Genomic DNA, 25,444 nt, shown 5'->3' on the forward strand with positions numbered 1-25,444 from the left:
ACTACGGTAGGGGACCGGCTACCGAGGGGTAGCAAGAGGGCGGTCACCCTATGTAACGGCGGACCGGACCGGTGCGCTTCGCGCTCACCGCGTTCGGGATCCCCCCCGGCCTGGACGGATGGTGACGAGTGGGCGTCGAGATCAGGGTCGAGGGCTTGACGAAGTCCTTCGGCCGGCAGGTCATCTGGCAGGACGTGTCGTTGACCGTTCCGGCGGGTGAGATCTCGGTTCTTCTGGGCCCGTCCGGCACCGGTAAGTCGGTGTTCCTGAAGTCGCTGGTCGGGCTGTTGAAACCCGATCGGGGGCATATCTGGATCGGCGACCGTGATCTGCCCCGCCTTTCCGAGTCGAAGCTGTACGAGACGCGGAAGCTGTTCGGTGTTCTGTTCCAGGACGGCGCCCTGTTCGGCTCGATGAGTCTTTTCGACAATGTCGCGTTTCCGCTGCGCGAGCACACGAGGAAACGTGAGTCCGAGATCAGGCGCATCGTCCTCGAGAAGATGGAGATGGTGGGGCTGCTCGGCGCCGAGCACAAGCTGCCCGGCGAGATCTCCGGTGGCATGAGGAAGCGGGCCGGGCTCGCCCGCGCGCTGGTGCTGGACCCGGAGATCCTGCTGGTGGACGAGCCCGACTCGGGTCTCGACCCGGTCCGCACCGCGTTTCTGAACCAGGTGTTCCTCGATCTGAACGCGCAGATCGGCGCGACGTTCCTCATCGTCACCCACGACATCAACACGGCCAGGACGCTGCCCGACAACATCGGCCTGCTGTATCAGCGGCATCTCGCGATGTTCGGCCCGCGGGAGATGTTGCTGTCCAGTGAGGAACCGGTCGTCCGGCAGTTCCTCAACGCCAGCAAGGTCGGCCCGATCGGAATGTCGGAGGAGAAGGACGAGTCGGAGTTGGCGGCCGAGGCGAGGATGGGCCACGATCCCGGCCGTCTTCCGCCGATTCCGCCGCAGCAGATGCCGAGTGACGGCCTGGTCCGGGCCGGGATGCGCGCGCCCGGCGCCTGGTGCGCGGCGCACGGCGTGACCCCGCCGCCCGGGTCGTTCGTCGACGACCAGGGCCGCGACTGGGTAGAGGAGTGGCCGCGATATGTGGCGTCCATGGCCTCGGCCGCCGGCGCGGCCGCAGGTTCCGTTCCGAGCCGTCCGGGGCGCGCCGATCCGTCGCGGCGCCGGTACGACGCGGACGCGGAGTCCTGATGTCCGGTCGTGTCGGCGACGGCGTCGTCAACGTCATGCTCAAGGAGCCGGGCCGGTTCTTCGCGTTGTGCCTGGACACCGGCCGCGCGATGTTCCGGTGGCCGTTCCAGTGGCGCGAGTTCGTCCAGCAGGCCTGGTTCATCGTCAGCGTCACCGTCGTCCCCACGATGCTGGTCGCGATTCCCTTCGGCGGGATCCTGTCGTTGCAGGTCGGCGGGCTGATCAGGCAGCTCGGCGCGCAGTCCTACACCGGGGCGACGGCGGTGGTCGCGATCGTCCGGGAGGCCAGTCCGCTGGTCACGTCGCTGCTGGTCGCGGGGGCCGCGGGCGCGGCGATCTGCGCCGACATCGGTTCGCGGAAGATCCGTGAGGAGATCGACGCGATGGAGGTGCTGGGCATCGACCCGCTGCACCGTCTCGTCGTTCCGCGGGTGCTCGCCTGCGCGTTCGTCGCGCTGTTCCTGAACGGACTGGTGTCGGTGGTCGGCCTGATGGGCGGCTACTTCTTCAACGTCATGTTGCAGGACGGGACGCCCGGCGCGTATCTGGCGTCCTTCAACGCGATCGCGCAACTGCCCGACCTGCTTCAGGCGGAGTTCAAGGCGTTCGTGTTCGGCGTCACCGCCGGGCTCGTCGCCTGCTACAAGGGCCTGAACGCCAGGGGCGGCCCGAAGGGGGTCGGTGACGCGGTCAACCAGACCGTCGTCATCACGTTCATGCTGCTGTTCCTGGAGAACTTCCTGATCTCCGCGCTGTACTTCCAGCTCGTCTCGTCGAAGGGCATGTGATGCCCGTGCCGGGAAGCGGGACGACATGGTCGGCGCGGTGGCTAAACGCGCTGCTGCGGTGGCTGGACGACCTCGGCCGCCAGATGTCGTTCCACGCCCGCGCGTTCGGGTGGGTGTTCCGGGTGCTGCGCCGCTACCGCACCGAGGTGCTGCGGCTGCTCGCGGAGGTCAGTCTCGGCACCGGCGGCCTCGCCGTGATCGGCGGCTCGGTGGTGATCGTCGGCTTTATGACGTTCTTCACCGGCAGCCAGGTCGGGCTGCAGGGCTACGAGTCGTTGAACCAGATCGGCACGGCCGCGTTCACCGGGTTCGTCGCGTCGTACTTCAACACGCGGGAGATCGCGCCGCTGGTGTCGGCGCTGGCGCTGTCGGCGACGGTCGGCTGCGGCTTCACCGCGCAGCTCGGGGCGATGCGGATCTCGGACGAGATCGACGCGCTGGAGGTCATGGCCGTCCCGTCGATGCCGTTCCTGGTCACGACCCGGCTGCTGGCCGGGATGATCGCGGTCGTTCCGCTGTACATCGTGGGGTTGCTCGCGTCCTATGGCGCGACCCGGGTGATCGTGACCGTGTTCTACGGGCAGTCGACCGGCACCTACGACCACTATTTCCGTCTTTTTCTCCCGCCGACCGACATCCTCTGGTCGTTCGGCAAGGTGATCGTCTTCTCGATGCTGGTGATGCTGATCCACTGCTACCACGGCTACCACGCGAGCGGTGGGCCCGCGGGCGTCGGTGTCGCGGTGGGCCGCGCGGTGCGCACCAGCATCGTCGTGATCAACGTGGCCGATCTGATGCTCGGCATGGCGATCTGGGGCACCGACACGACCGTCCGGATAGCGGGGTGACGCCCCCATGAGCGCCATGAGCGAAAACGTCCGGTATCGGCTGCTCGGTACGGCGATGCTCGTCGTGATCGCGTTGCTGTGCGCGTTGACGGTGGCGCTGTTCAACAAGGCGTTCACGCCGGTGACCGAGGTGACCGTCGAGGCCGAGCGGGCCGGGTTGCAGTTGATGCCGCATTCGGACGTGAAGGTGCGCGGCCTGATCGTCGGTGAGGTCCGTGACACCGACGCGACCGCGAACGGCGCGACGGTGCATCTGGCGCTCGACCCCGACAAGGCGAAGTTGATCCCGCGCAACGTCCGGGCGCGGCTGCTGCCGAAGACCCTGTTCGGCGAGAAGTACGTCGATCTGGACGTCCCCGACCGGCCGGGCCCGCCGGGGCTGCGGGCGGGGACCGTCATCCCGCAGGACCGCTCCCAGGCCGCCGTGGAGATCGACGAGCTGCTGAACGACCTGCTGCCGCTGCTGCGCGCGGTGAAGCCCGCGGAGCTGAACGCGACGCTGAACGCACTGGCGACGGCGCTCCAGGGCCGCGGTGACCAGATCGGACGGAACCTGGAGCAGGCGGACGCCCTGCTGCAGAAGATCAACCCGGAACTGGGCACGCTGGTCCGCGACCTGCACGGCCTCGCGGACGTGTCCGACGTCTACCACGCAGCCGCGCCCGACCTGTTGCAGACGCTTCGGAACCTCAATGTCACCAGCCGGACGATCACTGCCAGGAAGGCGACGATCGAGGAGCTGATTCCGGCGACGACCGCGCTGGCGCAGGACGCCGACACGTTCATGCGCCGCAACGGCCCGAAGATCATCGGGGTGAACATCGCGAACCGGGAGGCGCTCAGCCTGGTCGCCCGGTACTCGCCGTCCATACCGTGCGTGCTGGCCGGTCTGATGAAGCTCAAGCCGGAGGCGGAGAAGGCGGGCGGCGGCGACGGGTCGAAGACGTTCAACCTCACCATCGAGATCGTCAAACCACGGCCCGGCTACAAGAACCCGCTGGACAGGCCCGAGGTCAAGGACCAGCGGAACCCGCGCTGCTACGGCCTGCCGAACCCGAAGGTCCCGTTCCCGCAGCACCTGGCGTTGGACGGCACGCAGGACGACCGGTGGTGGAAGAACCCCGACGGCCCGGACGGCGGAGGCCCCGCCACCGGGAGGGGCAGGGTGCTGTCGTCCGTGTTCGTCGATCCGGGCTCGATGAGCGAGGAAGAGAAGATCAAGAGCGTGGTCGGGCCGTTGACGCGGACCCCGGCCGGCGAGGTGTCCGACGTGTCGTCGCTGCTGTTCGGCCCGCTCCTCGGCGACGGATCGGTGGTGACGCTCCGATGAGCCGGAGGGGGACGACCAGCGCCGCGATCAAGCTGGCGATCTTCGTGGTGGCCACCTCGGTGGCCACCGGGGTGCTGGCGATGACGATCGGGAACCTGCGGTTCCGGAGCACCGTCGAGTACAAGGCGATCTTCACCGATGTCACGGGGTTGCTGGCCAACGATGACGTCCGCGCCGCGGGAGTCCGGGTCGGGCAGGTCGAAGACGTCCGGCTGTATCGGGGCACGCAGGCGGAGGTGACGTTCAGCGTCGAGGACGACGGCGTGTTCAGGAACGGGCTGCCGTCGTCGACGAAGGCGCAGATCCGCTACCGGAACCTGATGGGCCAGCGGTATCTCGCGTTGACCGACGGCGCCGGGCCCGCCAACCGGTACCTCGACCCCGGCGACACGATCCCGGTGTCGCGGACCGCGCCCGCGCTCGACCTGACGACCCTGTTCAACGGGTTCCGGCCGCTGTTCCGCGCGCTGGAGCCGAAGGACGTCAACACGCTCGCCATGCAGATCGTCCAGGTGCTCCAGGGTGAGGGCGGGACGGTCAACAGCCTCCTCGCGCATGTCGCGTCGCTGACCGGCACGCTCGCCGACCGCGACCGGGTCATCGGCCAGGTGATCGACAACCTGAACGCCGTCCTCGGCACCATCGACCGGCGCCACGCCGAGGTGGACCGGCTGATCAGGGACCTGCGCGGCTTCGTCGGCGGCGTCTCCGCCGACCGCGAGGCGATCTTCGACTCGGTCGCGGCGATCAACGACCTGACCGGCACCACGCGTGATCTGCTCGCCGAGGGGCGCCCGGACATCAGGAACGACATCGCCGGGCTCCGCAAGCTGATGGGGACGCTCGACGCGAACAAACGCGACCTCGACCAGGGCCTCCAACGGACTCCGAACCGGCTGCAGGAACTGGTCAACATCTCGTCCTACGGCTCCTGGTTCAACATGTACATCTGCGGTTTCGACGCGAGGGTGCGGCTGCCGGGCGGACCGGTCTACGAGACACCCGCGATCGTGAACGAGAACGCGAGGTGCAAGTAGATGAGGGTCTCGTTCCGGGAACGCAACCCCGTCCCCATCGGCCTCGCCGGGTTCGCGGTCATCACCGTGTTGGTGGTGCTTGCGCTGAACCTGGAGAGCGTCCCGTTCGTGTCCGGCGGCACCACCTACACCGCCGCGTTCAAGGAGGCCGCCGGCCTGAAGACGGACGAGGAGGTCCGTGTCGCGGGCGTCAAGGTCGGCGAGGTCACCGGTCTCGAACTGGACGGCGACCACGTCACGGTCACCTTCCGGGTGGACGAGGGCGTCCGGCTCGGCGACCGCACCGAGGCCGGAATCAAGATCAAGACGGTGTTGGGGGCGCACTATCTGGCGCTCACCCCGCGCGGCGAGGGGAGGCTGGGCCGCCATATCCCGATCGAGCGGACGCATGTCCCGTTCGAGATCGTCCCGGCGATCAGCGAGCTGACCCGCCGGGTCGGCGCGATCGACGTCCGGCAGGTCGCCCGGTCGTTCGACGTGCTGGCGGCCACGTTCGAGAACTCCCCGGACGAGGTCCGCGCGTCGTTGGAGGGGCTGCGGCGGCTGTCCCGCACGGTCGCGTCCCGGGACGAGCAACTCCACGAGCTGGCGGGCAAGGCCAGGGACGTCACCAAGCTGCTCGCCGACCGCAACCAGGACTTCGCGAGACTCGTCCAGGACGGCGACCGGGTGCTGCAGGCCGTGCGGGCCAGACGCGCGGTCATCCACCAGCTACTGCTCAACACCGTGGCCCTGTCGCAACAGGTGAACGCCCTCATCCGGGAGAACGAGAAGCAGCTCCGGCCGATGCTGGACGACCTGGCGAAGGTCAACCGGGTCCTGCTGAAGAACCAGGACAACCTCGACCGGATCCTTCAGCTGTTCGCGCCGTTCGCCCGGCAGTTCGCCGACGTCACCGGCACCGGACGCTGGTTCGACTCCTGGATCCAGAACCTCGTCCCGATCCCCGCCTCGCTGCAACCTCCAGGAGGGACGTCCAGAAAACCCGCCGACCGTCCCGGTAAGACCGGCGACCCGCTACCGCTCCCTTTCCTCCCGTAACCAGGCAGGCCACCAGTGCGCAACTCCGCAACCGTCCTTCGCCTCGGCGGCGCGCTCCTCGCCGTCGCGGTGCTCGCGGCAGCGCTCACGCTCCTGTTCCAGAAGCCGGAGCGGCGCCACCTGACGGCGTACTTCACGAAGACGGTCGGCCTGTACGAGGGCGCGGACGTGCGCATACTCGGCATCCCCGTCGGGGAGGTGACCGGCGTTGAACCGGTCGGCGACTCGGTACGGGTCGAGTTGAGCTACGACGCCAAGTACAAGGTGCCCGCGAACGCGCAGGCCGTCATCGTCAGCCAGACGCTCGTCGCCGACCGCTACGTCCAGCTCACACCCGTCTACAAGGGCGGCGCCGTCCTACCCGACGATGCGACGTTGACCGTGAGCCGCACCGCCGTCCCGGTCGAGGTCGACGAGATCGGCGGCAACCTGAACGAGCTGTCCAAGGCGCTCGGCCCCCAGGGTGCGAACGCGCCGGGTCCGGACGGTCGGGAGGGGTCGCTGTCGCGGCTGCTGGGCGTCGGCGCCGCGAACCTCGACGGCCAGGGCGACGACATCCGGCAGACGATCGCGGACACGTCCAAGGCGCTCGGCACGCTCAGCACCGACCGCGGCGACATCGCCGAAACGATCAAGAACCTGCGGATCATCACCGAGGCGATGAAGGCGAACGACCAACAGATCAAGTCGTTCACCGGACATCTCAACGCCGTGTCGGGGCAGCTCGCCGGGGAGAAGGAGGAGCTGAGCGCGGCCCTGAACACGCTCGCTCCGACCCTGCGGAACGTGCAGCGGTTCGTCCGCGACAACCGGGGCGAACTCGCCGCGAACGTCCGGCAACTCGCGCAGATCACGGGCGTGCTCGTGAAGGAGAAGGAGGCGCTCGCCGAGATCCTCACGGCCGGTCCGCTCGCGGTCAGCAACCTGACACACGCCTACGACCCGATCAGCGGCACCATCCACACCCGCAACAACTTCCGCCAGTTCCACGACCTCGCCGACTGGCTGTGCTCGCTGGCGTACTCGGTGGGAACACCGGCCCGGCAGTGCCTGAACCTCGTCCGCCCGGTCAACGGCATCGGCGAGGCGCTGACGGGTTTCAGCCTGGACCTGTCCTGGATCACCGCGCTGACCACGCACTACGACCCGGTCCCCGTCCCGCCGGACGCCTACGGCCCGTCCGGTCGGCCGCCTGACCGGAAAAGGCCGAAGGGCATCACCGCGCTCCTGCCCGGAGGCGCCCGATGACCACGACACGGCGACCGGCGCGCCTCGCCCGGTCCGTGGGCGCCGCGACGATCGCGCTGACCCTGGCGGGCTGCTCGTTCGACGGCGTGGCGTCGCTGCCGCTGCCCGGCGGCCCCGACCTCGGCGCCGACCCGACCACCGTGAAGATCGAGTTCGCGGACGTGCTGGACCTCGTCCCGCAGTCCGCGGTCAAGGTCAACGACGTCTCGGTCGGCAAGGTCGACGAGATCGAACTCGCCGGAGGAGCGTCCGGCGGGCGGGGCGGCTGGCACGCCGTCGTCACCGTCAAGATCCGCAAGGACGTCGCGCTGCCCGACAACGCCGTCGCCGCGATCGGCCAGACCAGCCTCCTCGGCGAGAAGTTCGTCCGGATCGACCCGCCGAAGAACGAGGCCCCGGCCGGAAAGCTGGCCTCCGGCGACCTGATCCCGCTGGACCGCACGACCCGCGGCACCGAGGTCGAGGAGGTCCTGTCGGCGATGTCGCTGCTGCTGAACGGCGGCGGGCTGGAACAGGTCTCCACGATCAGCCGTGAACTCCAGGCCGCCATGCGCGGCCGCGAATCCACGATCAGGTCGGTGCTGCACCGCGTCGACACCTTCGTCGGCACCCTCGACCGGAACCGCGCCGCGATCGTCCGCGCCCTCGACAGCATCGACAGGCTCAGCGGCAGGCTCGCGACCGAACGGAAGACCATCCGCAACACCATCGACGAGACGGGCCCCGCGATCGCCGTCCTCGACCGCAACCGCGCCGACCTGACCCGGATGCTCGTCGCGCTGAACCGGCTCGGCCGCACCACCACGAACGTGATCGACCAGTCCAAGGCCGACATGCTCGCGAACCTCCGGGACCTCGACACCATCCTGCGGAACCTGAACAGAGCGGGCTCCGACCTACCGAAGGCCTTGGAGAGCGCGATCACGTTCCCGTTCCCCGCCACGTTCGAGAACACCATCGCGGGCGACTACGGCAACGTCCGGCTGACCCTCGACCTGGACTTCGAGGCCATCGCCCGGAACCTGCTCGGCGGCACCGACGTGGAGGGCCTGCTCGGCAGCGGCGGGCAGAGGCGCGACATGCTCCAGGGGCCGAACGGCAACGACGGCCCGCTGGGCGTCCTGCCGGAAATGCCCGGCGACGGCGACCCCGGAGCCCTGCCCGATCTGCCCGACCTTCTCGCCCCGACCGAACCCCCGCCGAGCCGACCGGAACGGCCTGGCCAACCACCCCGACCCGGCGGCGGCGATCTGTGGACCCTGCTGATGGGAGGCATGTCGTGATCCTCAAACGCGGCGTCATCCTCCAACTGATCGCGTTCGCGGTCATCACGGTCGTCGGCGTGACGATCGTCGCGGTGAACTACATCGGCATCGGTCGCGGCCTGCTCGGCCGGGAGTACACCGCCTACGTCGACCTCACCGACTCCGGGGGAGTGTTCACCAACGCCGAGGTCACCTATCGGGGCGTCCCGGTCGGACGGGTCGGACCAATCGAACTCACCCGGGACGGTATACGCGTCAAGCTCGTCCTCGAACGCGGCGAACGGATCCCCCGCGACGGGACGAAGGCGATCGTCGCCAACCGGTCGGCGGTCGGCGAACAGTACATCGACCTGGAACCCACCAAGAAGAGCGGCCCGTACCTGGACGAGGGCGCCACCTACACGATCCCGCGGAACCGCACGACGCTGCCGGTGCCCACCGCCGAACTCCTCCGTAACGTCGACGCGCTCGTCGGTTCGGTCAACACCAAGCACCTCGGCGTCATCGTGGACGAACTAGGCAAGGCGTTCACCGGCTCCGCGGACGACCTCCAGTCGCTCCTGGACGACACCGACCGGCTGCTGAAGACCGCCGACCAGGCCTACCCCGACACCAAGCGGCTCCTGGACAGCGGCGTGACCGTCCTGGAGACCCAGCGCGGGCAGGCCGCCAACATCCGCGGCTTCGCCCGCAACCTGAACGATCTGACCGCCTCCCTACGCGACGACGACCCGGCCCTGCGCAAGACCATCGACGGCGTACCCGGCGCGGTGAGCGAAACCCACAAGGCCATCGACCAACTCTCCCCGACACTGCCGATCCTCCTGGCGAACCTCACCACCACCGGTCAGATCGTCACCTCGCGCAAGGCGGGCCTGCGGTCGCTGTTCGTCCTCTACCCGATGACGGTCGCGGGCGCGTTCACCGTCACACCCGGAGACGGAACCCAGCACCTGGGACTCGCACTGAACATCGACGAGCCACCGGCGTGCACCGACGGCTACGAAAAGGTCGAACACCGCTGGCCGCAGGACACCACAAGCAAGAACCCGCCGCTGAACGCGGGCTGCAAGGCCCCGCACGACGCGTCCACGGGCGTACGCGGAGCCCGCAACTTCCCGCGCGACGCCATCGCGCCGTACCCGTCCGTCCCGCCGGGGGCGACCGCAGGCGCCGGATTCCCCGAAGACGACGACAAGACCGAGGCCAAGGCCTCCAACCCGAGCCCATCCGCGCCCACCGGCCAACTGTCGGACGGACGGCTCTACCTGTCGTATCCCGCCGGATCAGTCGAGTTCGCCGGCTACGACCCGGCGACCGGCGCGGTCTACGGCTCCGACGGCGCGCGATACGTCATGCCCCGCAGTGCCGGTACCCGTGAGTTGGGAGATTCCTCATGGAAATGGCTCATGTTCGGACCCCTGACCCAGTGAGGCCGGTCCGATGAAGCAGCCCCGACGCCAGACCACCACCATCACCCTGAGCACCCTCGTCCTCGCCCTGGTCGTCACCACCGGTGTGCTCGGCGTCCGCACCTGGCACGGCAGAAGCGACGCCGACCAGCGCGCGGCGGCGGCACAGGCGGCACGGCAGATGGGCGTCAACCTGATGTCCATCAGCGCCGCGACCGGCCAGCGAGACGTCGACCGCATCGTCGCCGGCGCCACCGGCGACCTCAAGGACAAACTCAGCTCCCAGTCCAGACGGCTCCTCGCCCAACTCGCCAAGACGCAGGCCACATCGAGCGTGGACGGAGTGGAGGCGGGCGTCGTCTCGATCGACGACGACTCCGCGGAGGTCATGGTGTCCATCAACTCGACGGTCACCAACCCGAAGGTCAAGAACGGGGCTCCCCGCGCCTACCGGTACCTGATGGACCTCACCCGCGAAGGTGACCGTTGGCTCGTCTCCGACCTGGAGGTCGTCCCATGACGAAGCTCGGCAAGAGCGGACTCTCCGCTGAAGAACGAGCCCGCAGAGCCGCCGAGCAGGCGGCCAGGGCAGAAGAGGCCGCCGCGGCCGCCCGCCTCGCCGAAGAGGCGGCCGCCAAGGCCCGAGAAGCCGCCCGCCTGGCCATGATCGCCGCCACCGAGGCCGCCGCCGCACAAGCCCCGGACCCCGAGGCCCCATACACAGAACCGATCACGAACGACCCGAACGCAGACAAACCGAACGCGGAGCAGCCAGCCACCGAGGACCTGAGCGCGAAGAACCCAGGCGCGGAGCAGCGGGACGCGAAGAAGCCGGGCGCGAAGGAGCCGGAGGCGAAGGAGCCGGGCGGGGAGCAGCCGGGCGCGGAGGAGCCGCGCGCGGAGGAGCCGGTCGCGAAAGTGCTGGGCGCGGAGCAGTCGGGCACGAAGGAGCCGGGCGCGGAGGAGCCGGTCGCGAAGGAGCCGGTCGCGGAGGAGCCGGTCGCGAAAGTGCTGGACGCGGAGCAGCCGGGCGCGGAGGAGCCGGACGCGGAGGAGCCGGGCGCGGAGGAGCCGGACGCGGAGGAGCCGGTCGCGGAGGAGCCGGGCGCGGAGCAGCCGGTCGCGAAAGTGCTGGGCGCGGAGCAGTCGGACGCGGAGGAGCCGGGCGCGGAGCAGTCGGATGCGAAAGTGCTGGGCGCGGAGGAGTTGGGCGCGGAGGAGCCGGGCGCTGAGGAGGCGGGGGCGGAACGGTCGGTTGGGGAGGGGGGTGGTGTGGATGGGGGGGGGGGCGCCAGAGCGTCTCTGACGGACTGTGACGGTGCGAATGCAACTGAATGCGTGGGTGAGGTTGGGGAGTCCGTAGAGGGCGGCTCAGGGGCGGGGCCGGGGATGGCGGCGGGCGTTGACGATGGTGAAACGGACGCTGAGCCCGGAGAGGACGTTCCCGCCAAGAGGTCGGTTCGGCTCAAGAAGGGCGGGGCGGCCCGGGATGTGGGTGGCGCCGGTCGCCTGGGCGGGGCCTCGTCGGCCCTGGTCATCGCGGTCTTGGCCGTGCTGGTTGTGGTGCTCGGCGTTGCCGCCACTGTGTTGTTCCTCAAGGAGCGTGACCAGAGTGCCGTTGCCGATGCGCGGAAGGACGCGGCGTGGGCGGCGTCGAGGGTGGCCAAGGAGTTGTCGGCCTATGACTACCGGACGATCGACGGCGACATGAAGTCGGCCACGGCGCTCACGACCGGTGAGTTGCGCGAGGACTACCAGCGGGAGACCCCGGCGTTCAGGGCGGAGGCCGTCAGGAACCAGCTCGTCGGAACGACCACGGTGATGAAGACGGGAGTGGTCAGTGCGACCTCCGACAAGGTCGTGGTCCTCGTGTTCGCCGACCGGGTGTCGGCGACCAAGAACGACAAGACCCAACGGCTACCGGAGCCGTTGCGGCTCAAGGTGACGATGGTCAAGGTCGACGGCGCATGGCTGGCCTCGAAGATGGACGTCATCTCCTGACCAGGGACGCACCGGTCGAGGAGGCACGTTTTCGTCGCCGTTCCCGTGCGGTGGGGCACCTTAAACTATGGCGTTCCTCACTGCAGGTCAGAGCCCGAAAAGTCCAAGTCCGCTCTTGACTGAGAGGCGCTGAGGAGCGATGCTCCATGGCAACGTGATGCATACTGCGGCGCTAGAGTTGCGAGCGGTGTGGCATGTCGGCTACACTGCCCCTTTGCGCTGCCCTCTGACTATCCGCGTGTGAGAGCACCCCTGCTTCGGTCCGTTTTGGATCACTCTGTGCAGGTCTCGGACGTGGATCGTCTGGCGTGCGTGTCAACAGTTACGCCGCGAGCCCTCGGAAGGACCACTCTTGGCAGCCTCGCGCAACGCCTCGAATACCGCAACCGGTCCGAACCGCGTCTCCTTCGCGCGCATCAAGGAGCCGCTCGAAGTCCCGGACCTCCTTGCCCTGCAGACCAACTCCTTTGACTGGCTGCTCGGCAACGAGAGGTGGAAGGCCCGGGTCGAGGCGGCCCAGAAGGCCGGAAGTAAGAGCGTCCCGACCCAGTCGGGTCTCGAGGAGATCTTCGAGGAGATCAGCCCCATCGAGGACTTCTCCGGGACCATGTCCCTCTCGTTCCGCGACCACCGGTTCGAGCCGCCCAAGTACTCCGTCGAGGAGTGCAAGGACAAGGACATGACCTACTCCGCCCCGCTGTTCGTCACGGCGGAGTTCATCAACAACACCACGGGTGAGATCAAGAGTCAGACGGTGTTCATGGGCGACTTCCCGCTCATGACCCCCAAGGGCACCTTCATCATCAACGGCACCGAGCGTGTGGTCGTCTCCCAGCTGACCCGGTCGCCCGGCGTGTACTTCGACCGTGCCCTCGACAAGGCGTCCGACAAGGACATCTACGGCTGCCGCGTGATCCCGAGCCGGGGCGCCTGGCTTGAGTTCGAGATCGACAAGCGCGACAACGTCGGCGTGCGCATCGACCGCAAGCGCAAGCAGCCCGTCACCGTGCTGCTCAAGGCGCTCGGCTGGGACGAGGCGCGCATCCGCGAGCGCTTCGGCTCCTACGAGTCGATCAACGTCACGCTGGAGAAGGACCACACCTCCGGGCAGGACGACGCACTGCTGGACATCTACCGCAAGCTGCGTCCGGGCGAGCCGCCGACCCGCGAGTCGGCGCAGACCCTGCTGGAGAACCTGTACTTCAACCCCAAGCGGTACGACGTCGCCAAGGTCGGGCGCTACAAGATCAACAAGAAGCTCGGCCTCGACCTCGACATGAAGCAGGGCACGCTCACCAAGGACGACATCGTCGCGACGATCGAGTACCTGGTGCGGCTGCACGCCGGTGAGGAGGAGGCGACCCTCGGCGCCGTTCCCGTGCCGATCGAGGTCGACGACATCGACCACTTCGGCAACCGGCGCCTGCGTACCGTCGGCGAGCTGATCCAGAACCAGGTCCGGCTCGGTCTGGCCCGGATGGAACGCGTCGTCCGCGAGCGGATGACCACCCAGGACGTCGAGGCGATCACTCCGCAGACGCTGATCAACATCCGGCCGGTCGTGGCGTCCATCAAGGAGTTCTTCGGCACCAGCCAGCTCTCCCAGTTCATGGACCAGACCAACCCCCTGGCCGGGCTGACCCACAAGCGGCGTCTGAACGCGCTCGGCCCCGGTGGTCTGTCCCGTGAGCGGGCGGGCATGGAGGTCCGTGACGTCCACCCGTCGCACTACGGCCGCATGTGCCCGATCGAGACGCCGGAAGGCCCGAACATCGGCCTGATCGGCTCGCTCGCCGCGTTCGGCCGGGTCAACCCGTTCGGGTTCGTCGAGACGCCGTACCGCAAGGTCACCGACGGTGTGGTCACCGAGCAGATCGACTACCTCACCGCCGACGAGGAGGACCGCTACGTCATCGCGCAGGCCAACTCCCTGCTCAACGACGACGGCACCTTCGTCGACGACCGCATTCTGGTTCGCCGTAAGGGCGGCGAGGTCGAACTCGTCCCGGCCCGTGAGGTCCAGTACATGGACGTCTCGGCGCGGCAGATGACCTCCGTCGCCACCGCGATGATCCCGTTCCTGGAGCACGACGACGCCAACCGCGCGCTGATGGGCTCCAACATGCAGCGCCAGTCCGTCCCGCTGCTGCGCAGCGAGGCGCCGCTGGTCGGCACCGGCATGGAGTACCGCGCCGCGACCGACGCCGGTGACGTCATCACCGCCGAGAAGGCCGGTGTCGTCGAGGAGGTCTCCGCCGACTACGTGACCGTCATGAACGACGACGGCACCAGGACGACCTACCGCGTCGCCAAGTTCAAGCGGTCCAACCAGGGCACGTGCTTCAACCAGAAGCCGATCGTGGAAGAGGGCCAGCGCGTCGAGGTCGGCCAGGTCGTCGCGGACGGCCCCTGCACCGACAACGGTGAGATGGCGCTCGGCAAGAACCTTCTCGTGGCGTTCATGCCGTGGGAGGGCCACAACTACGAGGACGCCATCATCCTCAGCCAGCGCCTGGTGCAGGACGACGTCCTGTCCTCGATCCACATCGAGGAGCACGAGGTCGACGCCCGCGACACCAAGCTCGGCCCCGAGGAGATCACCCGGGACATCCCGAACGTCTCCGAGGAGGTCCTCGCCGACCTCGACGAGCGCGGCATCATCCGGATCGGCGCGGACGTCGTCCCCGGCGACATCCTGGTCGGCAAGGTCACCCCCAAGGGTGAGACCGAGCTGACCCCCGAGGAGCGGCTGCTGCGCGCGATCTTCGGTGAGAAGGCCCGTGAGGTCCGCGACACCTCGCTGAAGGTGCCGCACGGCGAGCAGGGCAAGGTCATCGGCGTCCGGGTGTTCTCCCGCGACGACGGCGACGAGCTCCCGCCCGGCGTGAACGAGCTGGTCCGGGTGTACGTCGCGCAGAAGCGCAAGATCACCGACGGGGACAAGCTGGCCGGACGGCACGGCAACAAGGGCGTCATCTCCAAGGTCCTGCCCGTCGAGGACATGCCGTTCCTGGAGGACGGCACGCCGGTCGACATCGTCCTGAACCCGCTGGGCGTCCCCGGACGCATGAACGTGGGTCAGGTCCTGGAGACCCACCTCGGCTGGGTCGCCTCCCGCGGCTGGAAGGTCGAGGGCGACGACAAGGAATGGAAGAGGGCGCTCAAGGAGATCGGCGCGTCCGAGGCCCCGCCGTGGACGAACACCGCCACGCCGGTGTTCGACGGCGCCCGCGAGGACGACGTCACCGGGCTGATCGAGAGCACCCTGCCGAACCGCGACGGCCAGCGCATGGTCGGCCCGGGCGGCAAGGCGAAGCTGTTCGACGGCCGCACCGGCGAGCCCTACCGCGACCCGATCTCCGTCGGCTACATCTACATCCTCAAGCTGCTGCACCTGGTCGACGACAAGATCCACGCCCGTTCGACCGGTCCGTACTCCATGATCACCCAGCAGCCGCTCGGCGGTAAGGCCCAGTTCGGCGGCCAGCGCTTCGGTGAGATGGAGGTGTGGGCGCTGGAGGCGTACGGCGCCGCCTACGCCCTGCAGGAGCTGCTGACCATCAAGTCCGACGACGTCCTCGGCCGCGTGAAGGTGTACGAGGCCATCGTCAAGGGCGAGAACATTCCCGAGCCCGGCATCCCCGAGTCCTTCAAGGTGCTCATCAAGGAGATGCAGTCGCTGTGCCTCAACGTCGAGGTGCTCTCCAGCGACGGCATGTCCATCGAAATGCGCGACACCGACGAGGACGTCTTCCGCGCCGCGGAGGAGCTCGGCATCGACCTGTCCCGGCGTGAGCCGAGCAGTGTCGAAGAGGTCTGATCAACTCAAGGGGAAATCTGTTGCTTGACGTCAACTTCTTCGACGAGCTACGCATCGGCCTGGCGACCGCTGACGACATTCGCCAGTGGTCGCACGGCGAGGTCAAGAAGCCGGAGACGATCAACTACCGCACCCTGAAGCCGGAGAAGGACGGGCTCTTCTGCGAGAAGATCTTCGGCCCGACCCGCGACTGGGAGTGCTACTGCGGCAAGTACAAGCGCGTCCGGTTCAAGGGCATCATCTGTGAGCGCTGCGGCGTCGAGGTGACCCGCGCCAAGGTGCGCCGTGAGCGGATGGGCCACATCGAGCTGGCCGCGCCGGTCACGCACATCTGGTACTTCAAGGGCGTCCCGTCCCGGCTCGGCTACCTGCTGGACCTGGCCCCGAAGGATCTCGAAAAGATCATCTACTTCGCGGCCTACATGATCACCAGCGTGGACGCCGAGCGGCGCGACCGTGACCTGCCGACGCTGGAGGCCCACATCTCCGTGGAGCGCCAGCAGATCGAGCAGGCCCGCGACGCGCAGGTCGAGGCCCGCCAGCAGAAGCTGGAGGGCGACCTGGCGGAGCTGGAGGAGGCCGGAGCGAAGGCCGACCAGAAGCGCAAGGTCCGTGACGGCGCCGAGCGTGAGATGAAGCAGCTGCGCGACCGCGCGCAGCGCGAACTCGACCGCCTCGACGAGGTGTGGAGCCGCTTCAAGAACCTCAAGGTCCAGGACCTTGAGGGCGACGAGCTGCTCTACCGCGAGATGCGCGACCGGTTCGGCAAGTACTTCGAGGGCGGCATGGGCGCCGCGGCCATCCAGGCCCGGCTGCAGAACTTCGACCTCGACGCCGAGGCCGAGAAGCTGCGCGACATCATCCGCACCGGCAAGGGCCAGAAGAAGGCCCGCGCGCTGAAGCGCCTCAAGGTCGTCTCGGCGTTCCTCAACACCCGCAACAGCCCGCTCGGCATGGTGCTGGACTGCATTCCGGTCATTCCGCCGGACCTGCGTCCGATGGTGCAGCTCGACGGCGGCCGTTTCGCGACGTCCGACCTGAACGACCTGTACCGCCGTGTCATCAACCGGAACAACCGGCTCAAGCGGCTGCTCGACCTCGGCGCGCCCGAGATCATCGTGAACAACGAGAAGCGGATGCTGCAGGAGGCCGTCGACGCGCTGTTCGACAACGGCCGCCGCGGCCGTCCGGTCACCGGGCCGGGCAACCGTCCGCTCAAGTCCCTGTCGGACATGCTGAAGGGCAAGCAGGGCCGCTTCCGCCAGAACCTGCTGGGCAAGCGCGTCGACTACTCGGGCCGTTCGGTCATCGTCGTCGGCCCGCAGCTGAAGCTGCACCAGTGCGGTCTGCCGAAGCAGATGGCGCTGGAGCTGTTCAAGCCGTTCGTGATGAAGCGGCTCGTCGACCTCAACCACGCGCAGAACATCAAGTCCGCCAAGCGCATGGTCGAGCGCGCCCGCCCGGTGGTGTGGGACGTCCTCGAAGAGGTCATCACCGAGCACCCGGTGCTGCTGAACCGGGCGCCGACCCTGCACCGTCTCGGCATCCAGGCGTTCGAGCCGCAGCTGGTCGAGGGCAAGGCCATCCAGATCCACCCGCTCGTCTGCACCGCGTTCAACGCGGACTTCGACGGCGACCAGATGGCCGTGCACCTGCCGCTGTCCGCCGAGGCGCAGGCCGAGGCGCGCATCCTGATGCTGTCGACGAACAACATCCTGAAGCCGTCGGACGGCAAGCCCGTCACCATGCCCACCCAGGACATGGTGATCGGCCTGTACTGGCTGACGACGCAGAAGGACGGGGCGCTCGGCGAGGGCCGCTCGTTCTCCTCGGTCGCCGAGGCGATCATGGCCTATGACCGGGGTGAGCTGGACCTTCAGGCGAAGATCCACGTCCGGCTGAAGGACGTTCCGCCGCCGCGGGACTGGATCGCGCCCGAAGGGTACGAGCCGGGCCGTCCGTACCGGCTGGAGACCACGCTCGGCCGCGCCATGTTCAACGAGACGCTGCCCGACGACTTCCCGTTCGTGGACGACGAGATCGGCAAGAAGCAGCTGTCGGCGATCGTCAACGAGCTGGCGGAGACCTATCCGAAGGTCCAGGTCGCGAACGCTCTGGACGCGCTGAAGAGCACCGGTTTCCACTGGGCGACCAGGTCCGGTGTCACGATCGCGATCGACGACGTCATCACGCCGCCGAGCAAGCAGGAGATCCTCGGCGGTTACGAGCAGCGCGCCGAGAAGGTGCAGCGGGAGTTCAACCGCGGCCTGATCACCGACGATGAGCGCAAGCAGGAGCTCATCGAGATCTGGAACAAGGCCACCGCGGACGTCGCGGTGGACATGGAGCGGGCGTTCCCGAAGGACAACCCGATCTGGATGATGATCCAGTCGGGTGCCCGAGGCAACCCGCTCCAGCTCCGCCAGATCGCCGGTATGCGCGGCCTCGTCTCCAACCCGAAGGGCGAGACGATCCCGCGTCCGATCAAGTCGTCGTTCCGCGAGGGCCTGTCGGTCGTCGAGTACTTCATCTCGACGCACGGCGCCCGGAAGGGTCTCGCCGACACCGCGCTGCGCACCGCCGACTCGGGTTACCTGACCCGGCGTCTGGTGGACGTCGCGCAGGACGTCATCGTCCGCGAGGAGGACTGCGGCACGGACCGCACGATCCCGTTCGAGGTCGCCGACAAGCTCGCCGACGGCACCCTGGTCAAGCTGGCCACCACGGAGACCAGCCTGACCGGCCGCACCATCGCCGAGGACGTCGTCGTCGACGGGACGGTCATCTTCCCGGCCGACACCGACCTGTCCGACACGGTCGTGACCCGGCTGCTGGAGGCCGGTGTGGACCGCGTCCGCACCCGCAGCCCGCTGGTCTGCGAGGCCAAGATCGGTGTCTGCGCCGCCTGCTACGGCCGTTCCCTGGCCACCGGCAAGCGGGTGGACGTCGGTGAGGCCGTCGGCATCATCGCCGCGCAGTCCATCGGTGAGCCCGGCACGCAGCTGACGATGCGCACCTTCCACACCGGTGGTGTGGCCGGTGGCGACATCACGCACGGTCTGCCGCGTGTCACCGAGCTGTTCGAGGCCCGCATCCCCAAGGGTGTCGCCCCGATCAGCGAGGTCGCCGGACGCGTCAAGATCGACGAGACGGAGAAGGCCCGTAAGGTCGTCATCGTCCCGGACGACGGTTCCGACGAGATCGCCTACCCGGTGCCGATGCGGTCCCGGCTCCTGGTCAAGGAGGGCGAGCCCGTCGGGGTCGGCCAGCAGCTCATCGCGGGTGCCATCAACCCGCACGAGGTGCTGCGCATCCTCGGGCCCCGCGCCGTGCAGCTCCACCTGGTCCAGGAGGTCCAGGAGGTGTACCGGTCGCAGGGTGTGTCGATCCACGACAAGCACATCGAGATCATCGTTCGGCAGATGCTGAAGCGGGTGAACATCCTCGAGTCGGGTGACACCGAGCTGCTGCCCGGCGACCTGGTCGAGCGTCCGATCTTCGAGGAGCGCAACCGCAACGTGGTCGCCGAGGGCGGCACGCCCGCCGCGGGCCGTCCCGTCCTGATGGGCATCACCAAGGCCTCGCTCGCGACCGAGTCGTGGCTGTCGGCGGCGTCCTTCCAGGAGACGACCCGCGTTCTCACCGAGGCCGCGATGCACGCCAAGAGCGACCCGCTGCTCGGCCTCAAGGAGAACGTCATCATCGGTAAGCTCATCCCGGCCGGTACCGGCATGCCGCAGTACCGCAACGTCCGGGTGGAGCCGACCGAGGAGGCGAAGGCGGCGGTGTACTCCGTCGGCTCCTACGACGACGGCGCCGAGTACGCCTTCGGTCAGGGCTCCGGCGAGGCCGTCCCGCTGGAGGAGTACGACTTCGGCCAGTACAACCGGTAAGACCGACATTGCGAAGGCCGCTTCCCGGGTTCCGGGGAGCGGCCTTCCGCATGCCCGGCGGAACACACCCGCTTGACCTGGCCATATGCTCCGTTTTTTACCGTTTTGCCGGGTTTTGCTGTGCTTCGTCCGGGGAGGTACTCCCTCGTTACGATGTACGCGACGGGGGAGAACAGCATGAAGCGGGTCATGACCGGGGCATTGATCGTCGGAGTCCTCGGATTCGGTGGGGTGGGCGGCGCGTCCGCCGCCGCGTCGTCCCAGGAACCGGCCCCGCGCCAGGACTGCCGCACCTACTCCGGCGTCACCGAGTGCGGCCAGCCCCAACTGACCGAGAAGCAGCGCGCATGCGTGACCACGGCCGTCCAGCAGGGCATGACCGAACGTCGCGCCACGGTGGAGTGCCGCGCCTTCGCCTGAGCCCGCGCAGCATGGCCGCCTCGTACGGGCCGAGAGCCCTCGCTCCGTCCTCTTTCTGAAGCCGTGTCTCGTCGGGCAGCGGGTGTTGGCGGGTGAGGCGACGCGGCTGGCCTCTGGCACAGAGGAGGTCGCCGAGGGGCCGGGCCGCGGTTCTGGAGAAGCGCGACCCGATCGGCGCCTACACGCGGATCTTTGAGCGGCTCGGCATTCCGGCGCAGCCGTGCGAGGCGTCCAGCGGCACCATGGGCGCCTTCGGCTCCACCGAGTTCCGTCTGCCCGTCGGACGTCGGGGAGGACCGTCTCGTCCACTGCTCCGCTTCGCGTTTCCCGTGGTACTACTAATGGTCGAACTCACAGTGTGATCCGTGTGCAGAAAGCCTGTGTGCCCGTCAAAGGGCTGCCCGGCTTCGTTCACCAACGTCCCGAAGATGACCACGAGGGCGAGCTGTGAAATCCCTCTCCAGGAGGGGAGGAAGCCAGGGCGCCGATCGCGCGCCCGCGCGCCCGCGTGGCGGAGGGCTTGCCGTGGACACCGGTCGCCGCGGTGCTCAGGGCTTTCTGTCGCGCAATGACTGCAGCAGGGCGTACATCACGTCGTCGAGCTGCCGTTGCTGGCGGTCGGAGAGCGAGGACAGCAGCCCTGCTTCGTTCGCGGCGTGGTCGGTCATGGCCGCGTCGACGGTGGACATCCCCCGCTCGGTCAGTGTGACCAGGAAACTTCGACGGTCGTCGGGGTCCAGCCTGCGCTCGATCAGACCGGCGCGGTCGAGGCGGTCGAGGCGGTTGGTCATGCCCGCTCGGGACAGCATCAGCTGTGCGGAGAGCACCGAGGGTGTCACCGTGTAGGGCGGCCCGGACCTGCGGATGGCCGCCAGCACGTCGAACTCTCCGTTCCGGAGACCATGGCGGGCGAACACCTCGTTGAACGAGCGGTTCATGATCGCGGCGAACCGGGTCACCCGTCCGAGCACCTCGACGGGCCACAGGTCCAGGTCGGGCCGCTCCCGGCCCCACTGTTCGATCACGCTGTCAACCTCATCCGGAGTGCGCATACCTCCATACTATTTGACCACAAGTAGTTTGGCGTCGTACTATCTACCCATCGAACTACCGGATGGTCCGTCACCGGTCCGTCCTTCAGGAACGCCGCCTCCATCGGGCGACCTGATTCCACACGTCCATTCGCGGCGAGCGCGAGGAACGTTCCAACGCTCGTCTCCGCCCCGGCTGTCCGGCCAGGGGATCATCGACCTTGGGAGGTCTGATGCGTAAGATCATCGCGAGCCTGTTCGTGTCGCTGGACGGCGTGGCCGAGGCGCCCGACACCTGGCACTTCCCGTACTTCAACGACGAGATGGGCAACGCCGTCGGCGCCGCCATGGCCGACTCCGACGCGATGCTGCTCGGCCGCGTCCAGTACGAGCAGTTCGCCGCGTACTGGCCCACCAGCGAGGACGACTTCGCCGACTTCATGAACAACCAGAAGAAGTACGTGGTCACCAACACGCTGACGGAGGCCGCCTGGCACAACACCGAGATCATCAGCGGTGACGTGCCCGCGAAGCTGGCGGCCCTCAAGTCCACCGAAGGCAAGGACATCGCCGTGACAGGCAGCCTCACCCTCGTGCAGTCCCTGCTCAAGACCGGTCTGCTGGACCAGTTGCAGCTCTTCGTCCACCCCATCGTCCTCGGCAAAGGCGCCCGGTGGTGCGACGACCTCGCCAACGTCAAGCTGAAGCTGGCCTCGTCCGAAACCTTCACCACCGGCGTGACGAACCAGATCTACACCCCGGATGCCTGACCCCGGGGAAACACGGCCGCAGGAGAGCGTCCTGCGGCCGTGTCGCGTGGCGCCCGACCCCACAGTGGTTCGCTGACCAGGGACTCAGGCTGAGGGTGGTGCGCGGTACCCAGCGAAGGCCAGTCACCTCGCATGGGAATCTCCAGGAGCGGTTCGGACGACGCACTCACCTAACAGATCCGCCCATGGTGGGCGGGACACGAAAGTCGACTCCACACGCCAGCGGCGCGCACCGTCAGCTCCGGCGTGCCGTCATGTGGCACATTTGTGGGACTTCAGGTTTTGGGGAGGTCGGCGAGCATATTGCGGGCGTGCGCGGATATCTCCGGATGGTTGAAGTGGACGGCCTGCTCGTACGCCGCTCGCGCCGCCTCGATGTCGCCTTCCTGGGTGAGGAGGACCCCGAGGTTGACGGCCGCCATGGGGGCCGATTCCCGGTGGCCGGAATTGATGGCGTACTCGTAGGCGGTCCGTGCTTCCGCGAATCTTCCCTGACGTTTCAACTGGACCCCGAGGTTGAAGGCCGCCTGAGGGGCGAGTTCGGCGGACCCGGAGTCGATGACGCGCTGATAGGCCTCGTGCGCCCCCTCCAGATCGCCCTGGTCGAACAGCAGACTCCCGAGGGCGAAGGCCGCCTCCGGCACGAAACCGGGGTGGCCCGAGTCGATGGCGCGTTGGAGGGCGGCGCGAGCGGCGTCCAGGTCTCCCCGCTTGTGGAGGAGCATCGACATGTTGAGCGCGGCCATGGGGGCGGCGTCGGGATGGTCCGAGTCGGCGGCCTGTCGCAGTGCGGCCAGCGCGCCGTCCGGGTCGCCGTTCTCGGCCAGGAGAATGCCGAGGTTGACGGTGGCCATGGGGGCGGTGTCCGGCCGGCCGAGCGCGATGGCGCGTTCGTAGGACTCCCGTGCCCCTTCGACGTCGCCCGCCTTCTCAAGCCAGATCCCATGGCTCATGGCGTATCCGGCCTCGCGTCGAGTGTCGGAATCGTCGCTCATGTCCTGCCCCCGTATCCCACATCGGTCACGAAAACGATAATTGTTCCATGCTGTGGGGAGGTATGCCGGGAAAGGTGTGGAATGGCGGGGCCGGGAGCCTGGCGCTCAGTTCCGTGGTAGCCGGAGTGGGGCGAGAAAGGCGTCCACCTGTTTGGGGTCGTAGCCGCGTATCACGACGTCGAAGGTCGCGGGCTCCAGCGCGGGGTTCTCGGCGCCGACCAGTTCGGCGATGCCGCGGAGATAGTTCTCGACCTGGTGGCGATCGTAACCCCTCATCTTGATGCGGAAGGGCGGGGGAGAGCCGGACTCGAACGCCTGCAACTGCGCTACCCGTTCGGGGCCGAGTCTTTGCGAGATCATGACGGCAACCTAGCAGCGGGGTCCGCCATCGGCAGTGTGATGGAGGTGTGCCTGCTTGGGTCCTGCATGTCGACCTGGACCAGTTCATCGCAGCGGTCGAGGTGCTGCGCCGTCCGGAACTACGTGGACGGCCCGTCGTCGTCGGCGGGGATGGCGATCCGACGAAGCGCGGTGTGGTGAGCACGGCCTCGTACGAGGCGCGCGCCCACGGCGTCCATTCCGGGCTGCCGCTGCGCACCGCCGTACGGCGCTGCCCGGACGCGGTGTTCCTGCCCGTGGACAGGGACCTGTACGAGGCCGCGTCGGCCCAGGTCATGGCGACGTTGCGAAGCCTCGGCGCCGTGGTCGAGGTGCTCGGATGGGACGAGGCGTTCCTGGCCGTCGACGGCGACCCGGAGGCGATGGCCGACGAGATCCGCGACCGGGTGCGGGCGGCGACCGGCCTCGACTGCACGGTCGGCATCGGACGGAACAAGCTTCAGGCGAAGCTCGCCACCGGCTTCGGTAAACCCGCCGGGGTCTTCACGTTGACGCCGGAGACCTGGTTCGAGGTGCTCGGCGACCGGCCGGTGGACGCGCTCTGGGGCATCGGAGCCAAGACCGCCAGGCGGCTCGGCGGGCTGGGACTCGTCACCGTCGGCGACCTGGCCGCCGCCGATCCACGGGCGCTCGCCGAGGAGTTCGGTCCCGCGACCGGTCCGTGGCTCGTACGGCTCGCGCAGGGCCGGGACGACTCGCCGGTGAGCGACGCGCCGTACGTCCCGCGCTCACGTGGTCGGGAGACCACGTTCCAGGCCGACCTGGCCGACTGGACGGACGTCCGTGCCGCGGTGGCCCGGTCGGCGCGGCGGGTCGCCGACGACGTCGCCGACGACGGCAGACCGATCGTCCGCGTCATCGTCAAGATCCGGTACGCGCCGTTCACCACCCGGACCCACGGGAAGACCCTGGACGCGCCGACCGTCGACGCGGACCGGATCGAGGAGGGCGCCCTCGCCGCACTGGACGCCTTCAGCGGACGGCGACCCGTCCGGCTCGTCGGCGTCCGCGTCGAGTTCGAACGTTGACGCCCGAACCGTCCGACCCACCTGCCAGCATCCTCGCCATGACCGAGCTTTCGGCTCTGTTCCCGGACGGCGGGGACGAGCGCACTCTCACGACCCAACTTCCACCCGGCCGCCTCGTGTGGCCCAAGGTCGCAGAAGGCGATCCGCCCGCCGAGCGTCCCGTCTACTGGCTGAGCGACACCCCGGCCTCCGCGGAACTGTGGAGCAGCCTGCTGGAAGAGCACCCCACCTCGGGGCTGTGGCCACTGCTCCTGGACCCGGTGAACAGCACGTACGCCGACCCGGATCGACCATGGGTCGTGGGAGAAGTCACCCCGGGGGCGGTGACCGACATCGATGGGTACGACCCGGCCGAGTTGATGCGGACACGGTGGACCGGGTGGGTCGCGGCGGATTCCGAGTACGACTACAAGGACCTCGAACCGTTCCGCCGCACCTGTCCCGGACTCGCCGAACCCGGTGAGCTCATGGACGCCCCGGACGCCCTCGCCGACTGGCTAGCCGGATCCCGCAAAGACGAGAAGACGCGCATCGGTCTGGTCGCGGCGTCCCGTGGCGCCGACACCCTGACGGTGCTGGGCTGGTGCGGCCCGGTCAACAGCGGGATGAAGATCGCCGCCATGTCCGCGATCCTGCGCGGCTGGGAGGACCGCTTCGGAGCCCGGGTCGTCCGGGTCGGGTTCGACACCCTGGACCTGAGCGTGGCCGCGCCGCCGGTGACCATGGAGCACGCCTTGCGCGTGGCCGCCGAGCACTTCGTCTTCTGCCCCGACAACATCCAGCAGGGCGCGGGCACGCTGCGCAGGTACGCGGAGGACATCCTCCGCGTGAACCAATGGTCCTTCTGGTGGGACTGAACTAACCGCTGCCACTCGCCGAGGTCATCACACCACTCTGCCGAAACAGCACC

General features: G+C 68.3%; 20 protein-coding genes. 17 read left to right on the top strand and 3 right to left on the bottom strand.

Features of this window, described 5'->3' with window-relative positions:
- Positions 1 to 128: 128 nt before the first annotated feature.
- The 14 genes from BZB76_RS06850 to BZB76_RS06915 all read left to right on the top strand — a co-directional run bounded on the left by BZB76_RS06850 (position 129) and on the right by BZB76_RS06915 (position 20,311).
- Positions 129 to 1,208 (top strand): ABC transporter ATP-binding protein, encoded by a 1,080-nt coding sequence (locus BZB76_RS06850; protein ID WP_121433504.1) that lies wholly within the window; start codon positions 129 to 131, stop codon positions 1,206 to 1,208.
- A complete protein-coding gene (locus tag BZB76_RS06855) occupies positions 1,208 to 1,996 on the top strand; it encodes an MlaE family ABC transporter permease (protein WP_246006803.1) in 789 nt (262 codons plus the stop codon). The genes BZB76_RS06850 and BZB76_RS06855 overlap by 1 nt, the downstream gene beginning before the upstream one ends.
- The gene (locus BZB76_RS06860) at positions 1,996 to 2,844 is read left to right on the top strand and encodes an MlaE family ABC transporter permease (RefSeq protein WP_121433505.1); all 849 of its coding nucleotides are present in this window, start codon (positions 1,996 to 1,998) and stop codon (positions 2,842 to 2,844) included. The genes BZB76_RS06855 and BZB76_RS06860 overlap by 1 nt, the downstream gene beginning before the upstream one ends.
- 16 nt (positions 2,845 to 2,860) lie before the next feature.
- Positions 2,861 to 4,174 (top strand): MCE family protein, encoded by a 1,314-nt coding sequence (locus BZB76_RS06865; protein ID WP_246006804.1) that lies wholly within the window; start codon positions 2,861 to 2,863, stop codon positions 4,172 to 4,174.
- The gene (locus BZB76_RS06870) at positions 4,171 to 5,211 is read left to right on the top strand and encodes an MCE family protein (RefSeq protein ID WP_121433507.1); all 1,041 of its coding nucleotides are present in this window, start codon (positions 4,171 to 4,173) and stop codon (positions 5,209 to 5,211) included. The genes BZB76_RS06865 and BZB76_RS06870 overlap by 4 nt, the downstream gene beginning before the upstream one ends.
- On the top strand, positions 5,212 to 6,252 hold the full coding sequence (locus BZB76_RS06875) for an MCE family protein (protein WP_121433508.1): 1,041 nt from the start codon (positions 5,212 to 5,214) through the stop codon (positions 6,250 to 6,252).
- 15 nt (positions 6,253 to 6,267) lie between these two features.
- Positions 6,268 to 7,500: an MCE family protein gene (locus BZB76_RS06880; protein ID WP_121433509.1), complete on the top strand. Its 1,233-nt coding sequence runs from the start codon at positions 6,268 to 6,270 to the stop codon at positions 7,498 to 7,500.
- Positions 7,497 to 8,783, top strand: a complete 1,287-nt coding sequence (locus BZB76_RS06885) for an MCE family protein (RefSeq protein ID WP_121433510.1) — start codon at positions 7,497 to 7,499, stop codon at positions 8,781 to 8,783. The genes BZB76_RS06880 and BZB76_RS06885 overlap by 4 nt, the downstream gene beginning before the upstream one ends.
- Entirely contained in the window at positions 8,780 to 10,198 is a 1,419-nt protein-coding gene (locus tag BZB76_RS06890) for an MCE family protein (protein WP_121433511.1), read from the top strand. The genes BZB76_RS06885 and BZB76_RS06890 overlap by 4 nt, the downstream gene beginning before the upstream one ends.
- A gap of 10 nt (positions 10,199 to 10,208) precedes the next feature.
- Complete coding sequence (locus BZB76_RS06895; protein WP_246006805.1) at positions 10,209 to 10,697, top strand: hypothetical protein; 489 nt, start codon at positions 10,209 to 10,211, stop codon at positions 10,695 to 10,697.
- Complete coding sequence (locus BZB76_RS06900; RefSeq protein ID WP_121433512.1) at positions 10,694 to 12,178, top strand: hypothetical protein; 1,485 nt, start codon at positions 10,694 to 10,696, stop codon at positions 12,176 to 12,178. Before BZB76_RS06895 ends, BZB76_RS06900 begins: the two co-directional genes overlap by 4 nt.
- 352 nt (positions 12,179 to 12,530) lie before the next feature.
- Positions 12,531 to 15,998 carry a DNA-directed RNA polymerase subunit beta gene (gene rpoB, locus BZB76_RS06905; RefSeq protein WP_121433513.1) on the top strand — a complete coding sequence of 1,156 codons (3,468 nt, stop codon included), beginning with the start codon at positions 12,531 to 12,533 and terminating at the stop codon, positions 15,996 to 15,998.
- Between the two features lie 20 nt (positions 15,999 to 16,018).
- On the top strand, positions 16,019 to 19,891 hold the full coding sequence (locus BZB76_RS06910) for a DNA-directed RNA polymerase subunit beta' (protein WP_121433514.1): 3,873 nt from the start codon (positions 16,019 to 16,021) through the stop codon (positions 19,889 to 19,891).
- Between the two features lie 177 nt (positions 19,892 to 20,068).
- Positions 20,069 to 20,311 (top strand): hypothetical protein, encoded by a 243-nt coding sequence (locus tag BZB76_RS06915; RefSeq protein ID WP_147449358.1) that lies wholly within the window; start codon positions 20,069 to 20,071, stop codon positions 20,309 to 20,311.
- A 548-nt stretch (positions 20,312 to 20,859) separates the two neighbouring features.
- Here BZB76_RS06915 and BZB76_RS06925 read toward each other — a convergent pair.
- Positions 20,860 to 21,363 (bottom strand): MarR family winged helix-turn-helix transcriptional regulator, encoded by a 504-nt coding sequence (locus BZB76_RS06925; protein WP_121433516.1) that lies wholly within the window; start codon positions 21,361 to 21,363, stop codon positions 20,860 to 20,862.
- 212 nt (positions 21,364 to 21,575) lie between these two features.
- Between BZB76_RS06925 and BZB76_RS06930 the strand changes: the two genes are divergently transcribed.
- The gene (locus tag BZB76_RS06930) at positions 21,576 to 22,112 is read left to right on the top strand and encodes a dihydrofolate reductase family protein (RefSeq protein ID WP_121433517.1); all 537 of its coding nucleotides are present in this window, start codon (positions 21,576 to 21,578) and stop codon (positions 22,110 to 22,112) included.
- Positions 22,113 to 22,387: 275 nt separating this feature from the next.
- On the opposite strand, the gene BZB76_RS06935 is transcribed toward BZB76_RS06930, so the two are convergent.
- Both BZB76_RS06935 and BZB76_RS06940 read right to left on the bottom strand, forming a co-directional pair.
- Complete coding sequence (locus BZB76_RS06935) at positions 22,388 to 23,107, bottom strand: tetratricopeptide repeat protein (protein ID WP_121433518.1); 720 nt, start codon at positions 23,105 to 23,107, stop codon at positions 22,388 to 22,390.
- A gap of 105 nt (positions 23,108 to 23,212) precedes the next feature.
- Complete coding sequence (locus tag BZB76_RS06940) at positions 23,213 to 23,467, bottom strand: DivIVA domain-containing protein (RefSeq protein WP_121433519.1); 255 nt, start codon at positions 23,465 to 23,467, stop codon at positions 23,213 to 23,215.
- Positions 23,468 to 23,514: 47 nt separating this feature from the next.
- Between BZB76_RS06940 and BZB76_RS06945 the strand changes: the two genes are divergently transcribed.
- Positions 23,515 to 24,534: a DNA polymerase IV gene (locus BZB76_RS06945; protein WP_121433520.1), complete on the top strand. Its 1,020-nt coding sequence runs from the start codon at positions 23,515 to 23,517 to the stop codon at positions 24,532 to 24,534.
- A 38-nt stretch (positions 24,535 to 24,572) separates the two neighbouring features.
- Positions 24,573 to 25,391 (top strand): DUF4253 domain-containing protein, encoded by an 819-nt coding sequence (locus BZB76_RS06950; protein ID WP_121433521.1) that lies wholly within the window; start codon positions 24,573 to 24,575, stop codon positions 25,389 to 25,391.
- Positions 25,392 to 25,444 lie beyond the last annotated feature (53 nt).

The organism is Actinomadura pelletieri DSM 43383, assembly GCF_003634705.1.
Classification (GTDB): domain Bacteria; phylum Actinomycetota; class Actinomycetes; order Streptosporangiales; family Streptosporangiaceae; genus Spirillospora; species Spirillospora pelletieri.